General features: G+C 73.8%; 19 protein-coding genes. 9 read left to right on the top strand and 10 right to left on the bottom strand.

Features of this window, described 5'->3' with window-relative positions; all coding sequences use genetic code 11:
* Positions 1-43 precede the first annotated feature (43 nt).
* Entirely contained in the window at positions 44-1,078 is a 1,035-nt protein-coding gene (locus tag RM540_RS10685; protein ID WP_311663907.1) for a phosphoribosyltransferase family protein, read from the bottom strand.
* A gap of 194 nt (positions 1,079-1,272) precedes the next feature.
* On the opposite strand from RM540_RS10685, the gene RM540_RS10680 reads away from it, so the two are divergent.
* A complete protein-coding gene (locus RM540_RS10680) occupies positions 1,273-2,793 on the top strand; it encodes an asparagine synthetase B family protein (RefSeq protein ID WP_311663905.1) in 1,521 nt (506 codons plus the stop codon).
* Positions 2,794-2,852: 59 nt separating this feature from the next.
* Here RM540_RS10680 and RM540_RS10675 read toward each other — a convergent pair whose 3' ends face one another.
* Entirely contained in the window at positions 2,853-3,794 is a 942-nt protein-coding gene (locus RM540_RS10675) for a glycosyltransferase family 2 protein (protein WP_311663903.1), read from the bottom strand.
* A 106-nt stretch (positions 3,795-3,900) separates the two neighbouring features.
* On the opposite strand from RM540_RS10675, the gene RM540_RS10670 reads away from it, so the two are divergent.
* The gene (locus RM540_RS10670; protein ID WP_311663901.1) at positions 3,901-5,331 is read left to right on the top strand and encodes a hypothetical protein; all 1,431 of its coding nucleotides are present in this window, start codon (positions 3,901-3,903) and stop codon (positions 5,329-5,331) included.
* Between the two features lie 2 nt (positions 5,332-5,333).
* Here the strand turns inward: RM540_RS10670 and RM540_RS10665 are convergent, their stop codons facing one another.
* Positions 5,334-6,443, bottom strand: a complete 1,110-nt coding sequence (locus RM540_RS10665; protein WP_311663899.1) for a glycosyltransferase family 4 protein — start codon at positions 6,441-6,443, stop codon at positions 5,334-5,336.
* 270 nt (positions 6,444-6,713) lie between these two features.
* Between RM540_RS10665 and RM540_RS10660 the strand changes: the two genes are divergently transcribed.
* Together RM540_RS10660 and RM540_RS16555 are read left to right on the top strand one after the other, a co-directional pair.
* Positions 6,714-7,859, top strand: coding sequence for a glycosyltransferase (locus RM540_RS10660; RefSeq protein ID WP_311663897.1), 1,146 nt, complete (start codon positions 6,714-6,716; stop codon positions 7,857-7,859).
* Between the two features lie 21 nt (positions 7,860-7,880).
* Positions 7,881-8,789, top strand: coding sequence for a DUF8692 domain-containing protein (locus RM540_RS16555; RefSeq protein ID WP_489753816.1), 909 nt, complete (start codon positions 7,881-7,883; stop codon positions 8,787-8,789).
* A 275-nt stretch (positions 8,790-9,064) separates the two neighbouring features.
* Here RM540_RS16555 and RM540_RS10650 read toward each other — a convergent pair whose 3' ends face one another.
* The 7 genes from RM540_RS10650 to RM540_RS10620 all read right to left on the bottom strand — a co-directional run bounded on the left by RM540_RS10650 (position 9,065) and on the right by RM540_RS10620 (position 16,297).
* On the bottom strand, positions 9,065-10,975 hold the full coding sequence (locus RM540_RS10650) for an ABC transporter ATP-binding protein (RefSeq protein WP_311663893.1): 1,911 nt from the start codon (positions 10,973-10,975) through the stop codon (positions 9,065-9,067).
* A 118-nt stretch (positions 10,976-11,093) separates the two neighbouring features.
* Positions 11,094-12,467, bottom strand: coding sequence for a DUF5686 family protein (locus tag RM540_RS10645; RefSeq protein WP_311663891.1), 1,374 nt, complete (start codon positions 12,465-12,467; stop codon positions 11,094-11,096).
* Between the two features lie 147 nt (positions 12,468-12,614).
* Positions 12,615-13,286 (bottom strand): fumarylacetoacetate hydrolase family protein, encoded by a 672-nt coding sequence (locus tag RM540_RS10640; RefSeq protein WP_311663889.1) that lies wholly within the window; start codon positions 13,284-13,286, stop codon positions 12,615-12,617.
* Positions 13,287-13,377: 91 nt separating this feature from the next.
* On the bottom strand, positions 13,378-13,761 hold the full coding sequence (locus RM540_RS10635; protein ID WP_311663887.1) for a hypothetical protein: 384 nt from the start codon (positions 13,759-13,761) through the stop codon (positions 13,378-13,380).
* A 149-nt stretch (positions 13,762-13,910) separates the two neighbouring features.
* The gene (locus RM540_RS10630) at positions 13,911-14,417 is read right to left on the bottom strand and encodes a hypothetical protein (RefSeq protein WP_311663885.1); all 507 of its coding nucleotides are present in this window, start codon (positions 14,415-14,417) and stop codon (positions 13,911-13,913) included.
* Between the two features lie 159 nt (positions 14,418-14,576).
* A complete protein-coding gene (locus RM540_RS10625; protein WP_311663883.1) occupies positions 14,577-15,245 on the bottom strand; it encodes a DNA-3-methyladenine glycosylase family protein in 669 nt (222 codons plus the stop codon).
* On the bottom strand, positions 15,242-16,297 hold the full coding sequence (locus RM540_RS10620) for an isoaspartyl peptidase/L-asparaginase family protein (RefSeq protein ID WP_311663881.1): 1,056 nt from the start codon (positions 16,295-16,297) through the stop codon (positions 15,242-15,244). Before RM540_RS10620 ends, RM540_RS10625 begins: the two co-directional genes overlap by 4 nt.
* A 152-nt stretch (positions 16,298-16,449) precedes the next feature.
* Between RM540_RS10620 and RM540_RS10615 the strand changes: the two genes are divergently transcribed.
* The 5 genes from RM540_RS10615 (at position 16,450) to RM540_RS10595 (ending at position 19,671) form a co-directional block, all read left to right on the top strand.
* A complete protein-coding gene (locus RM540_RS10615; RefSeq protein WP_311663880.1) occupies positions 16,450-16,776 on the top strand; it encodes a hypothetical protein in 327 nt (108 codons plus the stop codon).
* A gap of 102 nt (positions 16,777-16,878) precedes the next feature.
* Complete coding sequence (locus RM540_RS10610; RefSeq protein WP_311663878.1) at positions 16,879-17,406, top strand: DUF411 domain-containing protein; 528 nt, start codon at positions 16,879-16,881, stop codon at positions 17,404-17,406.
* A 123-nt stretch (positions 17,407-17,529) separates the two neighbouring features.
* Positions 17,530-18,765, top strand: coding sequence for a hypothetical protein (locus RM540_RS10605; RefSeq protein WP_311663876.1), 1,236 nt, complete (start codon positions 17,530-17,532; stop codon positions 18,763-18,765).
* A gap of 66 nt (positions 18,766-18,831) precedes the next feature.
* Positions 18,832-19,056, top strand: a complete 225-nt coding sequence (locus RM540_RS10600) for a heavy-metal-associated domain-containing protein (RefSeq protein ID WP_311663874.1) — start codon at positions 18,832-18,834, stop codon at positions 19,054-19,056.
* A gap of 36 nt (positions 19,057-19,092) precedes the next feature.
* On the top strand, positions 19,093-19,671 hold the full coding sequence (locus RM540_RS10595; RefSeq protein WP_311663872.1) for a hypothetical protein: 579 nt from the start codon (positions 19,093-19,095) through the stop codon (positions 19,669-19,671).
* The last annotated feature ends 245 nt before the right edge of the window (positions 19,672-19,916 follow it).

Below are 19,916 nucleotides of genomic sequence, written 5' to 3'. Positions count from 1 at the left end.
GCGTTGACGGGCGGTCGGCGACCGCTCCGGCTGGCCTCCTCCCTTACCGGCGGGCGGCGCGGCGAACGTTCCGGCGGGCCTTGCGGAGCGCGCTCTTCGCCGGCTCCGGGAGGACCTGATGGGCCACGCGCCGCGCGAGCCCCTTCGGGTTCTGCGGGGCGAGCGCCTGGGCGGGGCGGGCCGCAGGGATCCCGCCGGGCCGGACCATCTGCATCGTGTCGATGCACAGGACGTCCTTCCCCGACAGCTCGGCGATCTCGACGGCCTGGCGGAGCTCGCTCTCGATAAAGAGGAGGGCGCCGGACTCGCGGTACACCTGGGCCTTGTGCGCGCCGTACGTGTTCATCCTCATCCGCGTGTCGCGGTCCGGGTACGGCATCATCACGAGCTCGTCGTACGTCACGCCATGCTCGCGGAGCCACGCCTCCGTCTCGGCCCGGTAGCGCTCGAGCCGGCTCGTCACGAGCCACCCCACCTTGCGATCGGGGATGAACAGGGGGCGCGCCGTGCGGATAAACTCGCGGTAGCGCTCGCCGTCGTCGTTCTCGGACTTTTGGGGGTCGTGGCAGAGGACGCCGTCGATGTCGAGGGCCGCCCGGTGCATGATCGCCTTGTGGTTGAGGACGTTCCACTCGAACGCCCGCGGAAAGTGGAGGACCTCGGCGTAGGTGTCCACGCTGTCTTCCTGGTCGGGCGCGACGTAGACGGCCCCGTACGTGACCTCGTGGGATAGGCCAGCCGCCTCAATGCGGGCGCGGACCCTCTCCAGGGTCCTCCCCGACCCCACGCTGTCGTCGACGACGAGGACCTTCCTGGGAACGTCGAGGAACCGCCGTTCGCCCTCGCCCTCGGCCCCTTTCGAGCTCAGCGTTCCGGCCTTCGTGTACCCCGTCGCGAGGACACGCCCGTCGAGGAACCCGTCGAGCTCGGCGAGCGGGATGTTTCGGTAGACCGCGATGAGGTTCGCGACGAGGAGCCCGCTCCGCGGGATGCCCACGACGAGGTCGATGTCGCGCGGGAGCGACCGCGACCACGCGAGGACCCGGTCGCTGAGCTGGGCGATGCTGCGGTAGTTCAAGACGGCGTGTACGGGCGGGGCGGAAGGGCGGGTATAGTACCATGCCGCGAGGGCAGGCCGGAGCAGGTTCGGCCCCTGTATCGCGCCGGAGGCGTGAAGCCTTAGCCCGAGCCCGATCTTGACGGACCCTCCACGGCCGGGCCTCGTCCCTGGTCCGCCGCCCCGCCCCGCCCCGCCCCGCCCCGCCCCGCCCCGTGCACCCGCTCCTCTACCGCCGCCAGTTCCTCCTCGGCCCCCGGCCTGTCGATGGCCTCCCCGACGCGTGGCAGCGGATCGAGGTCGCCGGCGGCCGGATTCTCCACGCCCACCCCGACCTCGCCGTCACGCAGCGCGAGCGGGGCGGCGTCGAGCTCACGCTCCTCGGCTACGCCATCGACCCGCACCACCCCGAGCGCGACGACGCCGACGTCCTCGACGACCTGCTCGGACGGGTCGGCCGGGCGGCCGAGGTGCTCGCCGAGACCGACCCGCTCGGCGGGCGGTGGGCGCTCGTGGCCACCGACGCCGACGAGGCCCTCCTCTTCCACGACGCGCACGGGCTTCGGCAGGTGGTCTACACCCACGGAGAGGGCGGGGTGTGGTGCGCCTCGGACACTCCGCTCCTCGGGCACGCCGTCGAGCTCGAAGACGACCCCGAGGCGGTCGCAGAGTTCGTCGAGTCCGACCACTTCCAGCGTTGGCCCCAGGTCTGGTGGCCCGGCGACCGGACCCGCTACGCTGGCGTCCGACAGCTCCTCCCGAACCACGTCCTGGACCTCGGCACGGGAGCGCCCCGCCGCTTCTGGCCTACGGCACCACTCGAGCCCCGGACGCTCAAGAGCGGCGTCGAGCGGGGGACCGCCATCTTGCGCGGGATGGTGGCGGGGGCCACCCGCCGGTTCCCGCTCACGGCCGCGGTCACGGCCGGCGTCGACAGCCGCCTCCTCCTCGCGGCGTGCCGCGGGGTCACCGACCGGGTCGCGTTCTACACGTTCGTCCACTACGAGATCGACCGGACGCACGTGGACGTGGTGACGCCGGCGGAAGTCCTCGGCAGCCTGGGGCTCGACCACCACGTCGTCGACTGCCTCAGCGTAAACGACTTCTTGACGTCCGACGACCCTGCCATCGCCAGCTACCGGTCTCTGTACATGTCCAACACGTCCGTTCCACACGACGTGTGGGGGGCCATCTCGTACTCCATGAACGAGGCGGTCCCGGGCGACCGCGTCCTGGTCAAGTCCAACTGCAACTCGACCACCTGGTGGCTGCACCCGTGGCGCGACCCCGAGCCTTACCGCACCCCAGAGGAGCTCGCGCGGGCGATGGCGAGGAGGATGACGAAGGGCAACCCCTTCGCTATCCGCGAGTTCACCGACTGGGCCACCCGCGCTGCCCGCTCCTCGCGCGGGTACGACCTCCTCAACCTGTTCCACGTTGAGCAGCGGGTAGGGCGGTGGCAGGCGGCCGACCAGCTCGAGCGGGACCTGGACCACGAGACGTTCGACGCCGCCAACTCCCGAGAGTACTACTCCACGCTCCTCGGCGTCCCTGCCAAGCACCGGAAGCCGCCCTACCGACTCCACCGCGAGATGATCCGGGCGATGTGGCCCGGGACCCTGTCGGTCCCGATCAACCCTCTCCCTCTCCGCAAGCGGGCGTGGAAGGCGGTCCGCCCCCTGTTCGTTGCGACGGGAACGCTCGGCCCGCTCAAGCGCCTCGTCCGCGGGTCGTGAGGCCCAGGCCGCGCCCCCCACGACGTCGCCGGACGTGCAGTCCCACCCCGCCCCACAGGCTAGCCGTCCCCCCGCCCGAGCGCTCGCCGGAGCCGCTCCGCCCGGTCGAACCCGACGAGCCGGGACAGCGTCACGTAGGGCCTCGTGTTGAACGCCGAGACCGGGGGCACGTACCGCGCCGGCAGCGCGCGCCGGTAGATTTCGAGCGCCGCTTCAGGATTGGAGGGGTAGAGCCAGCGGAGGGCGTTGAACAGGGCCTCCCGCGCGTCGTCGAGGTCCGCCCCGCCCACGAGGCCCTGCGCCTCGGCGAAGGCGAGCGCGTCGGCCCGGACGCGGGCGTAGCGCTCCCGGTTCGGCCCCGAGAACGCGAAGCTGATCGACCCCTCCTGGCCGTAGACCGTCGCGCGCGGCTCGAGGTCGTAGGCTACGGCCGCCCCATTCTTGAGGAGCCGAGCCATGAGGTCGGCCTCCTGGCTGCTCGGCCACGCCGCGTCCCACCCGCCGACGGCCTCGACCGCCGAGCGGCGCCACAGGTTGGCGGCGGTGTTCCCCAGCTCCTTCTCGATCAGGCGGACCCACGGGTTCCCCGCGCGCGGGCGGTCGACGCGGGGCTCCCGGCCGGGCGCCTGGTACCGGCTCGCGCCGGCGACGAAGTCGGCGCCGGCGCGCTCGGCGATCTCGACCTGCGCGTCGAACTTGCCCGCGTCGAGCGCGTCGTCGGCGTCGAGGAACTGAACGTAGGTCCCGGTCGCCTCGGCGAGCCCCCGGTTCCGCGCCGCGCACGCGCCCCGGTTCGGCCCCGTCAGCACGCGGACGCGCCCGTCCTCAGCCGCCAGCTCGCGGAGCACGCCGACGGTCCCGTCCGAGGACCCGTCGTCGACGCAGACCACGGCGTCGGGCGGGGCGGTCTGCGCGAGCGCCGAGGCGACGGCGCGGCGGACCGTGCTCTCGGCGTTGTAGCACGGGACGACGACGGAGACGGTCGGGGCGGGGCGGTCCATGCGCGTGGGTAGATTGCCAGGGAGAGCGCCTATGGTAGGGTCCGGCGGGGAGGGCGCTCGGGTAACGTTTCTCTCATTCGCTAGCACGGGGCTCACCCCGCGCCCCATGCTCCCTCCGCCCGCCCGCCTCTACGCCGGCCAGTTCGTCCTGGGCACCGCCCTCTCCCGCGTCCCCGAGGGGTGGGCCGAGTACGCCGTCGGGCGCTGGACGCTGGCGACCGACCTCCCGGTGTGCTCCGTCCTCGACCCCGACGGCCGGACGGTCGGCGCCCTCATCGGGTTCGCGGTCACGCCGGACGGGGCCGTCCGCGACACGCCGCTCACGCTCCCCGAGCCGCCCCGCCCGGACACCGCGACGGCCGTCGAGGACGCCGTCTACGCCCACGGGGGGCGGTTCGCCTGCGTCGTCGCCGCCGACGGGTTCGAGCGGCTCTACCTCGACCCCGGCGGGACACTCGCGGCCGTTTATGGATGGGGCGGGGCGGCCTCGACGGGGACGCTCCTGGCGTGGGCGCACGAGCGGACGTTCCGCGCCCCCTCCCCGCCCCTCCCGCGGGACGGGTTCTTCTACGCGGGGCGGACGAGCGACCCCGAGGTCCAGCGCCTCGTCATCAACCACTACGCCGACCTCGCCGCGGGCGGGGCGGTCCGCCACCACTGGAATGAGGCGCCGGTCTGCGCCCCCGACAGCGAGACCCCGGCGCTCGTCCGCGAGATCGCCGACGGGATCCGGCGGACCATCCGGGCGGCGGCGTCGCGGGGGCCGGTCCACATGGGGATCACGGCGGGCCGGGACTCGCGCATGCTGCTCGCGTGCGCGCGCGAGGTCCGCGACGCGCTCCACCTGTACACGTTCGCCCACCCGAGCTCCGGGGCCGACGTCGCCGTCGGCCGGGCGATCTCGCGGAAGATGGGGCTGCCCCACACCGTCATCCCCATCGAGACGCCGAGCGAGGCCACGCAGGAGGAGTACCTCGTGCGAACCGGCTACGCTGGACACTGGGGCAAGGCCATGGACTTCTACGTCGGCGTCGGGGAGCACCTCGCGCCCGGCCGGCCGCTCCTGTCCGGGTTCGGCGGCGAGATCGCCCGCGGCAACCGGATGCAGTACGTGCTCACGCCCGACACCCCGATCACGCCCGAGATGATGCTCGATCGCTACGAGGACGCGGCGCTGCCCGAGCGGGTCGAGGCGCTCCAGCGGTGGTTCGACGGCGTGACGTGGACGGACACCTTCGCCTTCCTCGCCCAGGCGTACTGGGAAAACCGCTTCGGGTGCTGGGCCGGCCCCCACCTCTACGGGACGGCCCAGGGCGCCACCCCGCTCGTCCCGTTCATCGACCGCCGCGTGGTCGACGCGATGGCTCGGCTCCCCGCGGCATACCGGCTCGAGAGCCGGATCGCCGACGACCTGATCGGGGCGGGGTGGCCGGAGCTCGAACAGTTCCCGTACCAGCGGCGGCCGGGGCTCCCCGGGTTCGCCGTCCGCGTGTACGACGCCGTCCGCCGGCGGACGGTTGGGCGGTTCATGCGTTGAGTTTAGTTGCCCGCGAGCACATTCTCGGTCTCCCGCACCACCCTCGACCAGGAAAACGCCTCAACACGCTCGGCCGCTCGGTCCGCGAGCGCCTGAGCTTCCTCTGAGTCCGTCAACACAGAGAGGAGAGCAGAGGCGAGGCGCTCAGGGTCCTCGGGAGGAACGAGCACGGCGCACGGGGGCACACCGGCCGTCTCTGGAATCCCCCCCACGGCCGACGCGACGACGGGCGTCCCCACGGCCATCGCTTCTAGGAGCGTGAGCGGAAGCCCCTCGCTCCGTGACGGGAGCGCGCTCACTGCCGCCGTCCGCAGGCGCTCGCGGATCTCGTCCGAGGGCACGCGACCCACGAACGTGACCGCGTCTGCGACTCCGAGCTCGTCTGCCAGCGCCTGGAGGCGGTCTCGGGCGGGGCCGTCGCCGATCAGGTCCAGCCGGGCGCTCGGGAGGCGGTCGCGGAGGCGGGCCAGCGCCCGCAGCATGACGTCCTGCCCCTTTACCGCGCGGAGCGTCCCGACCTGGACGATCCTCCCCGGCGTGGGCTCCCACCCCGCCCCGCCCGACCAGAAGGCGAGGTCCACCCCGTTCTGGATCACGGACACGCAGGCCGACGGCGCAACGGAGCGAACGTGGTCTCCGACCTCGCCGGAGACGGCGATCACGGCGTCGGCGCGGTCGAGCAGCCGGGGCACGAGCGCTGCGTGGACCTCGCTCCGCGGCCGGAGCACGTCGCTCCCGTGAGCCGTTAGGACGACGCGGTAGCCGAACAGCGGCTGGAGAGCCAAGACGTACGCCGCGAGCGCGTCGACGAAGTGGACGTTGACGACATCCGGCCGGGCGGAGCGGAGGCACCGAGCGAGCCGGAGGGCTGACAGGGGCACGCGGGTGGCGGAGCGCGGGCGGGCGAGACCGCGCCATGTCCGGGACCTTTCGAGCGGAACGGACCAGACGGGTCCGCCGTCGGCGAGGTCCCGGTGAAAGGTTCTCCCCGCATGTATCCGAGTTACGTCGTGGCCCTCTGCCGCGAAGCTGGCCGCGAGGGCGGCGAACACGCTCTCCGCCCCGCCTTGGACGGCATCGCGCGAGGCGGGGCTGAACAGGGCGATCCTCATGAGCGCGCGACGGCAGGCGTGGACGAGCAGCGGTGGGAACCGCGGGGCGGGGTGGCCTCAGGCTGCGGCCGCTGAGGAACGTCGGGAGGAAAGGTAAACCTCCCCCGCGACCTCGAAGAGCCTACGACGAGATCCAGCGGCCACGCCGGGGGCGGGACCAGGGGGGCGGTCAAACGTGGAGGAGCGGGCGAATGGCAGACGGCGACCGTAGACTTCGTTCCCCAAGCTTCTCGACAGAGCAAGCTGCCCTCTGTCTCTCGCGATCTCTCTGTGCCTCTTGCTCTCCGCCGCCGCCTCGGTTACGCCCGTGCCTGGACCCGCGGCGCCCTCATCGAAGCGCTCCACCGCCCCGCCCCCGGCGGCCCGCCCGACGGGCCGGGCTCCGGCTTCGCCGTCGTCATTGACCTCCGCGAGCCATCGATCGAGCGGTACCTCTACACCCTCGCCCGCACGTTCCACGAGGCCGGCTACGCGGTCCACACGAGCGCCCGCCCGGCTTACCGGCACGTCGAGAACACGTACGGCCGGCTCACGCGGACCCTCCCTGGCGGGCACCTCGGCCGCGGGCGCGGCGCCGATCCCGCCCGGACGCTCTACGTCACGGACCGCCCCGCCTGCGTCCCAAACCGGCCCTGGCGGGCCGTGCTCCCCGTCGACTACGACTTCTACGGCGCCCCCGCGGACGCCCTCGTCGCCCCCTACACGATGCACCCGCTCGTGTACGACCGGGGCGACCACCGCCCGTCCAACCTCGCTGCGCTCCGCGCGCGCGCGCGGTCGGTCGGCGTCCTGTTCCTGGGCAACAACTCGGTCGGCAGCTACTCGTCGGGTCCCGTGGTGGACGTGTTCAGGCTCACCCCGCGCGCCCCGCTCCTGGCGAAGCTCGACGGCCTCATGAAGTCCATTCCCGCACCCGCAGACGCCCCCCTCGTCGGCGGGGTCCCCCGGGGAACTCCCGACGATATCGCCGCGGGTGCGGCCGCCGACCAAGCCGTGCAAACCGACGGGTGGCGGGTCGCTGACGAAGAGTTCCTCCGCGCCCTCGCCCTCGCGTCCTTCTTCGTCGCCGCCCCCGGCGTCGCCATCCCCCACTCCCACAACATCGTCGAGGCGATGGCGGTCGGGACCGTCCCCGTCACGGGCTACGGCCACTTTATGCGCCCGGCCCTAACCGATCGCGAGGCCGTGCTGTTCTCAGGCGGCGACATCCGCGAGGCCGTGGAGCGAGCGCTCGCCATGCCCGAGGCGGAGCGCGCCGAGATGTCGGCGGCGGCGGCCGTGTACTACGACAACCACCTCTCGGGGGCCGCGTTCGGCCGCCGGGTCGAGGCGGCCCTCGCAGGACCCGCCCCGCCCGGCCCGCTCTACATCCCCGGTGGGCGCCCGACCCTCCGCGCGATCACGCGGCGAGCCTAGACGCCGTGCTAGAAGCAGGGGGTGGAGCCGAGGCCGCCTCCCGCGCCGGGGCAAACCCTTACACGCATCCCCCGCCCGCCACGAGGGCGGGGCGGGAGCTACCGGACTAGATTGCAGGGGGCGGGCCAGGACGGCGGCATTACGTTATCGTCAATAGACTCGCTCCGCCCGCTACTCACTCCCGTGCCTCCCTCTCAGACTCTCACGCCGTCACACCCAGCGACTCCCTCGCGTGCCCTTGTACCGGCGCGATTGGGGCCGAACTACGCGCTGCTAGCCGTTCTCGTCGCTGTCGACGTGGTCGTCATCCTGATCGCGGCGGCGTACGAAGCCGGGCTCGTGGAGCACCCGTGGTTTAGCCTCAACCAGGACCCCAACTTGAGCGAGAGGTACCAGCACGTCAAGCTGCTCCTGATCGTCGTGGGCGGGGTGTGGCTGTACCGCGAGCGGCGCCAGCCCGTCTTCGCGGCGCTCGCGGCCCTATTTGCCGCCGTCCTCATCGACGACGTGGCCACACTCCACGAGAGCATGGGACTGGTTCTGGTCGCCCCCCTCGGGCTGGAGCCCGCGTACGGAATGCGGGCCAGGGACTTTGGTGAGATCGTGTTTTTGGCCAGCTGGGCCGTGCCCCTCATGGTTGTAGCCGCCGTGGCCTACACCCGGAGCGACGCCCGCGCACGCTACGTCGCGCGGATGACGGCCGCAGCGGTTGTCGCCCTCGCCTTCTTCGGCGTGGGGGCCGATGCGTTCCACCGAGTAGGAAACTTCTGGGTCGACGAGTACGGGCTGGACCTCAAGCTCAAGTTTGTGATGTCGGCCTTCGAAGAAGGCGGCGAGCTCGTGGTCACCAGCGTGATGGTGGCTACGGCCTACGCCCTATACAAGTCGTTGAGAGCTGCGCGTGAGGCGGAAGCCACATCGAGGTCGTGACCTGTTCGGGCTGCGACCTCGCCGGCGGGGCGGGAGACTGCTCTCGTGCGCTCACCACCCCGCCCTTCTGAGCTCCTGTCTTTACATAACACAGGAACGCCGCTCCCTCGGAGGGAAAACGGCCCTGAGCGGGGCGGCTAGCCACTTGGTCTGGTACAGACGCCGTCGGCAGAACCACCCCGCCCGCGGGTGCGCACCGGCGCGAATGCAGGCCGGCGCGGCTGCGATGCACTCCGTCCTAGGCGGTGGCAGCGTGCCCGCGTTCGGCCGGTCATTTAGCCGGCGACCGGGACTGCGATGGCGGGCTCACCTGCCATCCGGCGGAACACCTCGCTGGTCAACATGAGGTCGTCGTAGCTGCCCTCGGCCACGAGGCGTCCCTGATCGAGCATGAACAGGGTGTCGCAGCCCCGGACCGTGCTCAGCCGGTGGGCAATCACGATCATCGTGTGCTCGCCCTGGAGCCCTTCGAGGGCCTCGACGAACTGCCGCTCGGTCTGGTTGTCGAGCGCGCTCGTTGCCTCGTCCATGACGAGGACCTCAGGCTCATGGTAGAGCGCTCGCGCGATCCCGATCCGCTGGCGCTGGCCACCCGACAGTCGGACGCCCCGCTCGCCGACGTGGGTATCGAGCCCCTCCGGGAGCGCCTCGACCGTCTCGCGGAGTTGGGCCGCCTCGAGCGCCCGCCACACCTGGGCGTCATCGATCTCCGCGTCGTCACGGCCGAATGCCACGTTCCGGCGGACGGTGTCGTCGGTGAGGAAGATCTGCTGGGGGATGTACCCGATCTTCCGCTGCCACCCTGCCATGTGCTCGCGCATGTCGGCGCCGTCGACCGTGACGCGGCCGGCGGTCGGGTCGAGGAGCCCGAGGACCACGTCGACGACCGTCGTCTTGCCCGCCCCCGACGGCCCGACGAACCCGACGGAGGAGTTCTTCGGGACCGTCAGCGTCACGTCATCGAGCGCCGTCCCCTCCTGATTCGGGTACTGGTAGCTCACCCGCTCCAGGCGGAGCTCGCGCTCGAACGGGACCGGCGCCCCGCCCCGCCCGATGGGCTTCACGGCGTCGAGCTCGATGAGGTCGCCGTAGACGGCGTTCATCGCCCGCTTCTGCCACTGGAGCGAGTTAACGGCCCCAGCGATCTTCGTGAACGACGGCATGAGCCGGATGACGGCGACCGCGAGCAGGGTCAGGGTCGGAACGACGAGCTCGATGTCCTGCCCCTGAATGACGTAGAACGCCGTGACGCCGAGGAGGGCAGAGATGGCGATGGTCTCTAGGAACAGGCGCGGCGTGGCCTGGATGAACGCTTTGTACTGAGCGGCCTTCGCCTTGAACACCGTGCTCTCCCGGTACGACTGGAGAAAGTAGTCCTCGCGGCCGAGGACCCGGGCGTCTTTGAACCCGCCGAGCCCCTGGTTCACGGCCATCACCGATTGCTTCCGGTGCCGCTGCTCCTCCTTGGCGAACTCCTTGACCTTCGTCCGCGTCCCCCGCCAAAACAGGTAGGTGAGCACGCCGAATGTGGCGAAGGTCACGAGCGTGAGGACCGGGCCGAGGGCGACGAGCAGGCCGGTAAAGATGAGCCCGAGGACCATCCCTTCCATCCCAAAGATGAACAGGGTCAGGACGACGCTCGAGATAGCCGACGCCTCCGAGTTCGTGTTCCGCAGCAGCTCGGCCGTATTCCGCTGGAGGTGGAACGTGTACGGCGAGCTCAGATACGCCCGAAACAACCGGTTCGACACCCCGACCTGTCGGTTCGACGAGTACCGTGCCTTTGCGTAGGCGAGGAACGTGAGGTACAGGTTCTTGACCACGAACACGATGATCAGCCCGACCGCCGCCCACAGGATCATCTCGCGGGACGACCCGATGCCAAGGGTGTCGTAGACCGCGCGGGCTGGACCGTACTCGAGGATCTTCTCGGGGATCACGATGACCGCGAGGAACGCAGGGATCGCTCCCACCCCAACCACCTCGGAGAATGCCCCGCCCAGCATGAGGAGAAAAAGGAGCCCCCCGTTCCGCTTTTCGCGGGCCGAGAGGAGGTAGTTGAGCTGGCGGAAGATCTCGCGCACGGGCGGGGCGTAGGCAGCGGTGAGGGCGGGGCGGCGGGCGAACGCGGCGTCAACGACGCCGCGCCAGCGCTCATTGAACCGGGCCTGCGAAAAGTGGTCCAACCCGCCTGGGACACCTTATCGGCCGACAGAGTGTGGTGCGGGTGCCTTCCACAACGGACGACCCGGCATCTGGGTCCACGATCACGCCGAGTTCGCCGTCGAAGGCGACCGCCCCGCCCTACCCGTCGTCGTCGCCCTCGACATCGAAGCCGGCGCCCAGCAGGCGGCTCACGCCGGCGAAGATGCCGCCGAACCCGATCCCCTCCTGCGGCCGCAGCAGCTCCGCGAGCGTCGACCGGCGGACGCGGTCGGACGTGTCGACGGCCACCTCGAGGCTGTCCAGTGGGAGCGCCCGCCGCCCCGCCCGGTAGACGCCGGCACCCGTGTACACGCCGCGCGGGCTCCGGTACCGGCGGCGTAGGTCGGCCGCCTCGCCGGGCGCGCCGGGCAGCACGAGGTCGAGCACCGACGTCTGCTGGAAGCGGACGGTCGGCACGCGGGTGCCGGGGACGCGGACGGTGACGGCCCCCTCGCGCTCGAACCGCCGGGGCAGCCACGCCGAGTCGCCCAGCGCCCCGCCCGCGTCGGCCGGCTCGTAGCGCCAGCGGTACGAGGCGTCGAGCGCGTCGACGGGCGCCGCCGTCCGGGCGGCGTCGAGGCGGAGGTCGGCCTCGGCGATCACGAGGAGCGTGTCGACCACGCGGACGCGGCCGGCGACGAGCCCGCCCCGCCGCGGGATCACGGCGAGGTCGAGGTAGCGGCGGCCGTCGGCCTCGACGGTCTCGCCCAGGCGGAAGGCGTAGTAGCGGAGCGCGTCGGGCCGCGTGATCGAGGGGATGGACCGGCCATCGAGCGCGAGCGCGTCCTCGAAGTAGAGGTCGGGGACCGGGTTCATCCGCGCCCACTCGAACGGGCCGCCCTCGGGCAGCCGCCGCCGCGCGACGACCTCCTCACGGAGCCCGCCGCCCCGCCCCCACGACAGGTTCGAGAGCGTCTCGGTCAGCGCGAACGGGAACGGGCGGACGTCGGTCGGCCCGTCGCGCGTGAGGAGGAGGCGGCCATAGGCCTCGGCGCCGTACTGGCCGAGCCGGGCCGCGAGGCTCTGGCGCCGCGCCAGGAGCCGCCGCCACAGGCGCTCGCCGGGCGGCTCGTCGGTGACAGTCACCTCGCCGAGCACGAACGGGGCCGGCGACAGGCGGATCGTCCGGCGGACCGCCCCGCCCCGAGGGTTTGCGTCCTGGCGGTTTGCGTCCTGGCGGCCTGCGCCCTCGGCGCGGGCGGCGGCGGCTTCGTCCGCCGTGACGACGACCTGGGCCGTCGCGTAGCCCACGAACCGCACGACGACCGTGTCGGGCGGGGCGGGCAGCGCGAGCGACAGGCGGCCGTCGCGGTCGGCCGAGGCGCCCCCCTCCTGCCCCGCCACCTGCGCCGTCGCGCCGGCCAGCGGGGCGCCCGTCTCGGCGTCGACCACCGTCGCCTCCAGGCGGACCGGCTGCGCGGCGGCGGCGCCCGCGACGAGCGCCACCAGGGCGGCGAGGAAAACGGGGCGCACGGACACGCGACGGGCGGGGCGGGAGACGGGAGCCGCCGGGCCAGCCCCCGGCGGACGTGCCGCGCCACGGGGCGGGGCGGCGGGGCTCCGAACGGCACGCCCGCCGCCTTCGTACGCCGCTCCGCCCTGGGCCACCCCGCCCTGGGCCTACACGGCCGCCTCGCGCCGCGCCGTGACCGTGAGGGCGGGGAGGCGCGTCCCGGTCGCCTCCAGCCGGTCGCCGTCGCGGACCGGGCCGACGCCCTCGGGCGTGCCCGTGTAGATTAGGTCGCCGGGTTCGAGCGTGAACACGGACGACAGGAAGGCCACGATGCGCGGGACCGAGTGGATCATGTGGCCGGTCGTTCCCCGTTGCCGCTCCTCCCCGCCCACCGAGAGTGCGATCTCGAGAGTGCCCGGATCGCCCACGCTCTCGGCCGCGGCGAGCGGGCCGAGCGGGGCGAACGTGTCGAAGCCCTTGGCGATGCTCCACGGCCCCTTGTTGGCCTTTGCCTGCGCCTGAAGGTCGCGGGCCGTCAGGTCGAGCCCGAGCGCGTAGGCGGCGACGTGCCCGAGCGCGTCGGCCTCGCGGATGTGCCGGCCGCCCCGCCCGACGACGGCGACGAGTTCGAGCTCGTGGTGGACCTCGTCGGACTGGCGCGGCAGGACCACCTCGCCGCCGTCGGCGACGAGCGCGGTCGAAGGCTTGAGGAAGACGACGGGCTCGGCGGGCGGCTCGGCCACGTCGCCCATCTCGCGGACGTGGGCGGCGTAGTTGCGGCCGATGCAGAGGACCTTGCCCGGCCGCACCTCGCGGCCGTCGGGGAGCGTGAGCGTCATGGGGGGGGAGTCGGGACGAGAGGGATGGAGGAATGGGCAGAAGCCCCGGCGGAATATCCCCCCATCCCACGTCCTTTCTCACCCCTCGCCCTTAGTCGGTCTCCTCCAGCGTCATGAGGTAGTCCTCGACGCTGCCCACGCTCACGCGCGTCTCGCCTTTGATCTTCTTGGCCTTGATGCTCCCCTGGCGGATCAGCTTTTGGACCTGGTTCCGGTCGATCAGCTTGAGCAGGCGGCGGGCCTCGGTCCGGCTCACCGTGTCCTCGCGGTACTCGCCGGCGAAGCCCTCCAGGAAGTCGCGCGTCGACGGCGTGATCTGGATGAGCCGCGTTTCTTCGTTGGCGTCGGAGACGCCCCAGTCGAGGGCGGCGTCGATCAGCCCGCGGTCAGTCCAGCGGACGAGCGTCTGGCGGGAGATGCGAAGGGCTTCGGAAAGCTCGTCGAGGCGGAGCGTCTGAGCGTCGATGGTGGTCATGGAGCGGTGAGCCGGGGGAGGGTGCCGGGAGGTAGTCGTTGAGACAACCGTCTACGCGCGGCGGCCCAAACGGGTCCCGCCGCCGCGCCTCGAATCTCCCCGACGGCCGCCTACGGAACCTCCCGACAGAACCCTTTTCCCGCCGAGACCTACCGTAGGCCGCGGTCGGTCAGGGCGTCGAGGCGGTCGGGCGTGAGAACGCGCCACGACGGCGAGCCCAGTCCGCCGCTCGCCGTCCGGCGGAAGGTGGCCTGGAGGAGCAGCGTCTTGCCGCCGTCGGCGGCGCCCTCGACGAAGGCGGCCGGCGTGAACCGGAACACGAACGTCGCCGCCACGGGGTCGAACCCGAGCGCGCGCCCGACGAGGTCGGCTACGAACGCGGCCTCGTCGGTGACGGCCCCGCCATTCGCGGCCCGGTCGTCGACGACGGCCACGACCGGCCGGCGCTCGTCGCCGGAGGCGAACACGCGGACGCGCGCGGCCCGGTCGTCCGAGTACGTCCGCCACGCGACGACTTCGTCGTGGAGCGCCGCCCCGCCCACCTCGGCCCCGTCAGACGCGGCGGCCTCCTGGGCGGGGGCGGGGCGGGCGAGGGCGAGCAGCAGGACGACGGCCGACCCGACTCGGGTCGGCAGGGTCAGGGCGGGGCGGTACACGGGCGGGGCGGCGTGGGGCGCAGAGGGCGGGGCGGTGCCCGGTAGACCCCGCCCCGCCCGCGACGTAACCCCGACGAGGAGAAGAGGAGCGGACGAGAAGAGGCGGGTGCGCGTCTCCTCCGCACCTCCCCTCCTCCACCCTTCTTCTCCTCCCCGCCCCTACCCCGCCCCGCCCGCGCGGTGCAGGTCGACGGCGCGCCAGAGGTACCACGCCGCCACGCTCCGCCACGGGCGGTAGCGCTCGCCGGCCGCCTCCAGCTCGCGGGGCGTGGGCCGTTCGGCTGCCCCGCTCACGATCCGGTGCCCCTCGCGGACGCCTAGATCGCCCGTCGGCCAGACGTCGGGGCGGCCGAGCGTGAACATGAGGACCATCTCGGCCGTCCACCGGCCGACGCCGCGGACGGCCGTGAGCGCCTCGACGACGTCCGCGTCGGGCATCTGGGCGAGGGCGGGGCGGTCGGGCAGCGAACCGTCGAGGCGGCGGCCGGCGAGGTCGCGCAGCGCGGCCGCCTTGGCCCGCGACAGGCCGCAGGCGCGGAGCGCGTCGTCGGGGGCCGCGGCGATCGCGGCCGGGTCCGCCGGGTCGCCGAAGGCGGCGAGCACGCGGCCGTGGATCGTGGCCGCGGCCTTCCCCGAGAGCTGCTGGTAGACGACCGACCGGAGCAGGGCGTCGAACGTCTCGGCCGGGCGGTACCGGATCACCGGCGGGCCGACGCGGGCGATCACGTCGCCGAGCGCGGGGTCGGCCCGCGCCAGCGCCTGCGAGGCGGCGACGGCGTCGTACGGGAGGTCGTCGGGCCGGAGGTCGTCGGGCGGCGCGGCGCTCACTCGTCGCCGTAGATCCCCGTCGTCACGACGCCGCTCCGCGTGATCGTGCCCCGGTACATGCCCTCGGTGTTGAACGGCATGGACGCGCGCCCCTGGGCGTCGAGCGCGACGACGCCGCCGGTCCCCCCCGCCCCGCCCAGCGTGTCGTGGATCACGTGCGTGGCCGCCTCGTCGACGCCCTCGCCGAGGTACGCCATCCGCGCCGCGATGTCGCGGGCGACGCCGAGGCGGATAAAGAACTCGCCGTGGCCGGTCGCGCTCACGCCGCAGGTCGCGTCGTCGGCGTAGGTGCCGGCGCCGATGAGCGGGCTGTCGCCGATGCGGCCCCACCGCTTGTTGGTCATGCCGCCGGTCGAGGTCCCGGCCGCGAGGTGGCCGCTGGAGGAGAGCGCCACGGCCCCGACGGTCCCGTGCATCTGCCACGCCTCGGGCTCCGGCCCCGCCCCGCCCCCGGTGATGACGGCGCCCGACGCCGACCGCTCGCGCTCCTGGACGGCCCGGAGCGACCCCAGCCGGCGCTCGGTGTGGAAAAACGTGTTGGGGACGAGTTCGAGCCCCTGCTGCAGCGCGAACTCCTCGGCGCCCTCGGCCGAGAGCAGCACGTGCGGCGAGCCGTCCATGACGGCCCGCGCGAGCCGGATCGGGTGGCGGACGTGCATCGTCCCGGTCGAGGCGCCGGCCAGCCCGGTCGCGCCGTCCATGACCGAGGCGTCGTGGCGGACGGTCCCGTCGGCGGCGAAGACGCCGCCCCGCCCGGCGTTGAAGTTGGGGTCGTCCTCCAGGACCCCGATCGCGGCCGTGACGGCGTCAAGGGCGGGGCGGCCGGCGACGACTTCGGCGTGACCCGCGCGCAGCGCCTGCTCGAGCACGGCGCGGATGGCGGCCTCGTCGTCGTCCGTGAGTGCCGCGCGCGTGATCGTGCCCGCCCCGCCGTGGACGACCAGGACCACGGGGTCGCCGTCGAGGGCGGGGAGGACCTCGGCGGTCTGGGCGGCGGGCGCGGCGGCGGCGAGGAGCGCGGCGGCACCGAGCAGGAGGAGAGGCGTGGACATAGGCGGGCGGGGCGGAGCGGTCCGCAATGATAAGGAGCGCCCGCCGCGGCCCCGCGGGCGCCGGGCGGGGAGGTGTCGAGATCACGTGAGGCGCGGACCTCACCCCGCCCTCGCAGGTTTACGGCTTTCCTCCCGCCGCCGCCGCCCCGTCCATGACCCTCCGCGTTCTCGCCTTCGCCGCCGCCCTCGCCCTCCCCGCCCTCGCCGGCTGCACGTGGGAAGGACGCCCCGACGGCGCCCAGGCCGTTCACACGCCCCGGGGCGACTACTACGGTGACGTCCGCCGCAGCAACGGCGTGTCCGACGTGCCCGTGGTCGATGTGCCGGTCGTGGAGCCCGGCCTGGGCGACGAGGCGCTCCCCTCGGCTGCGGCCACGGCGGACGCGCCGGTCCCGCTCGACCAGCCCGCCCCGACCACGGGGACGGCTGACAACACGACCGAGGTCGAGGAGGCGCTGACGCCGGGGACGGAGCAGTAGGCTCCTCGACTGCGCAGGAACGGTCAAGACGACGCCCGCCGGGGCGGGGCGGGCAGGACCCGCCCGCCCCGCCCGTTGCCCCCTCCCCCACCCCGCCCCCGCATGTTCCGCCTGCCCCTCGCCCTCGCCGCTGTCTTCGCCCTCGCCGCCTGCGAGGTGGGCGAGACCGCGGTCGACATGACCGCCGAGCAGCCGGCCGAAGCGGCGCCCGCCGTGCTCCCCGCGAGCCTGCCCGCCGACGCCCCGGTCCTCACCGTGTACAAGAGCCCGACGTGCGGGTGCTGCAAGACGTGGGCGACGTACATGGAGGGCGAGGGCTTCCGCGTTGAGTCGCGCGACGTGGCCGACCTGACGGCCGTCAAGGACAGTCTGGGCGTCCCGAGCGACCTCGCCTCGTGCCACACGGGCGTCGTCGACGGGTACGTCGTCGAGGGCCACGTGCCGGCCGAGCACGTCCGCCGGCTGCTCGCCGAGCGCCCCGAGGCCCGCGGGCTCGCCGTGCCGGGGATGCCCATCGGCTCGCCGGGCATGGAGCAGGGCGACCTCCGCCAGCCGTACGACGTGCTCGTGGTCGGCGAGGGCGGGGAGGCGGCCGTGTACGCCCACGTCGAGGGCAACGCGCGGCCGTAGCCGCCCCGCCCGACATCGGTCGTGCGCCCGCTCCGGCTTGTCGGGGCGGGCGCACGTCGTTTGGAGCGGGGCGGTCGCCGGGCGCCGCGCGGCGTTACCCTCCGCCACCACGCCCCGCCCGCCATGCCGACGCCCTCCCTCTCGGCGCGCACCGCCGCCCTCGTTCTCGCTGCTCTCCTCGTCGGCCCAGCCTGCGCGCCGGCCGACGCGCCGGAGGCGGAGCCCGCCCCGCCCGTGGTCGCGGGCGAGCGCGCGGTGCCGGCCGGCGGCGGCGCCCTCGCCCCGCGGCTGAGCCTGGACGGCGACGGCGCCCCGCTCTTGTCGTGGACCGAGGCGCGCGGCGACTCGGCCGCCCTCCGCTACGCGCGGTGGACCGGCGACGGCTGGGGCGGAGCGGAGACGGCCGACGCCGGGAGGGGCCGGTTCGTCAACTGGGCCGACACGCCGGGCGTCGTGGCGCTCCCCGGCGGCGGCCTCGTTGCCCACTCGCTCGTCCTGCACCCCGAGCGCGACTCGCCCTACGCCTACGACGTCCGCGTGCGGCAGGGGCGGGGCGGCGCGTGGGGCGAGCCGGTCACGCCGCACGACGACGGCGTCGCGGCCGAGCACGGGTTCGTCTCGGTCGTCGCCGGCGAGGGCGGGGCGGGCGGGCTGGTGTGGCTCGACGGGCGGAACCAGGGCGGCGGCCACGATCACGCCGCCGGCGCCATGACGCTCCGCTACGCCGCGCTCGGCCCGGACGGCGCGATCACGGACGCGGCCGAGCTCGACGCGCGGACGTGCGACTGCTGCCCGACCGCCGCCGTCGCCACGCCGAGCGGCCTCGTCGTGGCCTACCGCGACCGTTCGCCCGAGGAGGTCCGCGATATCGCCGTCGTCCGCCTCGTGGACGGGGCGTGGACGGAGCCCGAGATCCCCCACGCCGACGGGTGGACGATCCACGGGTGCCCGGTCAACGGGCCGGCGCTCGCGGCGCGGGGCGACCGCGTCGCGCTGGCCTGGTACACCGAGGGCGGGGGCGGGCCGCGCGTGCAGGTGGCGCTCTCCGACGACGGCGGCGCCACCTTCGGCGCTCCGGCGCAGGTCGACGGCGGCGCCCCGCTCGGCCGCGTGGGCGTGGCGCTGCTCCCGGACGGCGCGGCGGCCGTGACGTGGCTGGAGCGCACGGGCGGGGCGGCCGAGGTCCGCGTCCGCCGCGTGGAGGGCGGGGTGACCGCCCCGCCCCAGACGGTGGCGACGGTGCCGGCGGGGCGCGAGAGCGGAGTGCCGGTCGTCGCGGCGCTCGGACCGGGCGTGGTCGTCGCGTGGACCGACCCCGACGCCACGCCGGCCGTCCGCACGGCCGTCGTGGAGGTGTAGCGGGCGGGGCGGCAGAACCTGTGCCCGGCGCCCGCTTACAACGGGCCTCCGCCCGCCACCCCGCCCATGTCCGCCCCGCCCCGCTCCCACACCGAAGAGCTCACGATCGACGGGATGTCCTGCGACCACTGCGTCGCGGCCGTCCGCAACGCGCTGGAGAGCGTGCCGGGCGCTGACGTCCGCGACGTCGAGGTGAGCCGCGCCGTCGTCGACGCCGCGCCCGACACGACGCGGGCCATGCTCGTCGCAGCCGTCGAACGCGCCGGCTACGGCGTCGCCACCGCGCGGTAGCTTCTCAGCCGCCCCGCCCGCCCCGCTCGACCCGACATGGCCGACGACACGCCCCGCCCGGACGGGGAGACCGCTCCGCCCGACGCGACCCCCGCCACCGCTCCGCCCAACCGTCCCGCGCTGCGGGCGGGGCGGCCGCTCGACCTCTCGACGGGGAAGGCGCCGTCGAAGCCCCCGCCCAAGCCCGTCCGCTTCGTGCCCCTGCCGGCCCCCGAGGGCGCGCCGGAAGTGAAGGTGGGGCGGACCGTCGACTTTTCGACGGGGAAGGCGGGAGCACCCCCGCGCCGGAAGTCGGCCGCGGCCTCGCTCGGGCCGGGTCCGATCGTCCGCAAAACGGTCGACCTGTCGACGGAGACGCCCCGCCCCGCCCCGTCTGAAATGTCTCAGGGCGAGGCGTCGGCGGAGGCCCGGCCGGCCAAACGGAAGCGGAAGCGGTCCGGGGGCTCCAAGGCGGCGAAGGGCGGGGCGACCTCGTCCGGCGGCGCCTCGCGCGGGCGGGGCGGCTCGGGCGGGCCTCCCGACAAAGGGAAGCCGAGCGGCCCGGCGTCGAGCGCGACGAGCCTGGCCGACCTCCTCGACCCCGAGACGCTGGCGCGCCTGCGCGGCGACGGGTAGAGGCGGCCGCCCCGCCCGCCGGCGCTTGGGCGGGGTGGTGCTGCCCCGGACTGGCCTGCTCAGTCCTGCCAGCAGATCGCACGGTTGATGCGCCACCTGATGCCGGTTCTGACGGTTTGTTGTGCGTCCGTCTCGCGCCGCCCCGCCCTACGAGGTCCCCTCTCCCAGCGGGAGAGGGACAGGGTGAGGGGTTTCAAGCCGGGCGGGGTAGCGAGCGCCTCACGAACTCAGCGATCCCGCATGAG

The sequence above is a fragment of the Rubrivirga litoralis genome (genome assembly GCF_031846415.1).
Taxonomy (GTDB): domain Bacteria; phylum Bacteroidota; class Rhodothermia; order Rhodothermales; family Rubricoccaceae; genus Rubrivirga; species Rubrivirga litoralis.
This window is presented reverse-complemented; position numbering and strand designations above follow the sequence as displayed.

Bases quoted from the DNA above. Each gene is read 5' to 3' on its own strand.
- RM540_RS10675 (WP_311663903.1), bottom strand. From the start codon at position 3,794: ATGGACCGCCCCGCCCCGACCGTCTCCGTCGTCGTCCCGTGCTACAAC.
- RM540_RS10670 (WP_311663901.1), top strand. From the start codon at position 3,901: ATGCTCCCTCCGCCCGCCCGCCTCTACGCCGGCCAGTTCGTCCTGGGC.
- RM540_RS10665 (WP_311663899.1), bottom strand. From the start codon at position 6,443: ATGAGGATCGCCCTGTTCAGCCCCGCCTCGCGCGATGCCGTCCAAGGC.
- RM540_RS10640 (WP_311663889.1), bottom strand. From the start codon at position 13,286: ATGACGCTCACGCTCCCCGACGGCCGCGAGGTGCGGCCGGGCAAGGTC.
- RM540_RS10635 (WP_311663887.1), bottom strand. From the start codon at position 13,761: ATGACCACCATCGACGCTCAGACGCTCCGCCTCGACGAGCTTTCCGAA.
- RM540_RS10620 (WP_311663881.1), bottom strand. From the start codon at position 16,297: ATGTCCACGCCTCTCCTCCTGCTCGGTGCCGCCGCGCTCCTCGCCGCC.
- RM540_RS10615 (WP_311663880.1), top strand. From the start codon at position 16,450: ATGACCCTCCGCGTTCTCGCCTTCGCCGCCGCCCTCGCCCTCCCCGCC.
- RM540_RS10610 (WP_311663878.1), top strand. From the start codon at position 16,879: ATGTTCCGCCTGCCCCTCGCCCTCGCCGCTGTCTTCGCCCTCGCCGCC.
- RM540_RS10605 (WP_311663876.1), top strand. From the start codon at position 17,530: ATGCCGACGCCCTCCCTCTCGGCGCGCACCGCCGCCCTCGTTCTCGCT.
- RM540_RS10600 (WP_311663874.1), top strand. From the start codon at position 18,832: ATGTCCGCCCCGCCCCGCTCCCACACCGAAGAGCTCACGATCGACGGG.
- RM540_RS10595 (WP_311663872.1), top strand. From the start codon at position 19,093: ATGGCCGACGACACGCCCCGCCCGGACGGGGAGACCGCTCCGCCCGAC.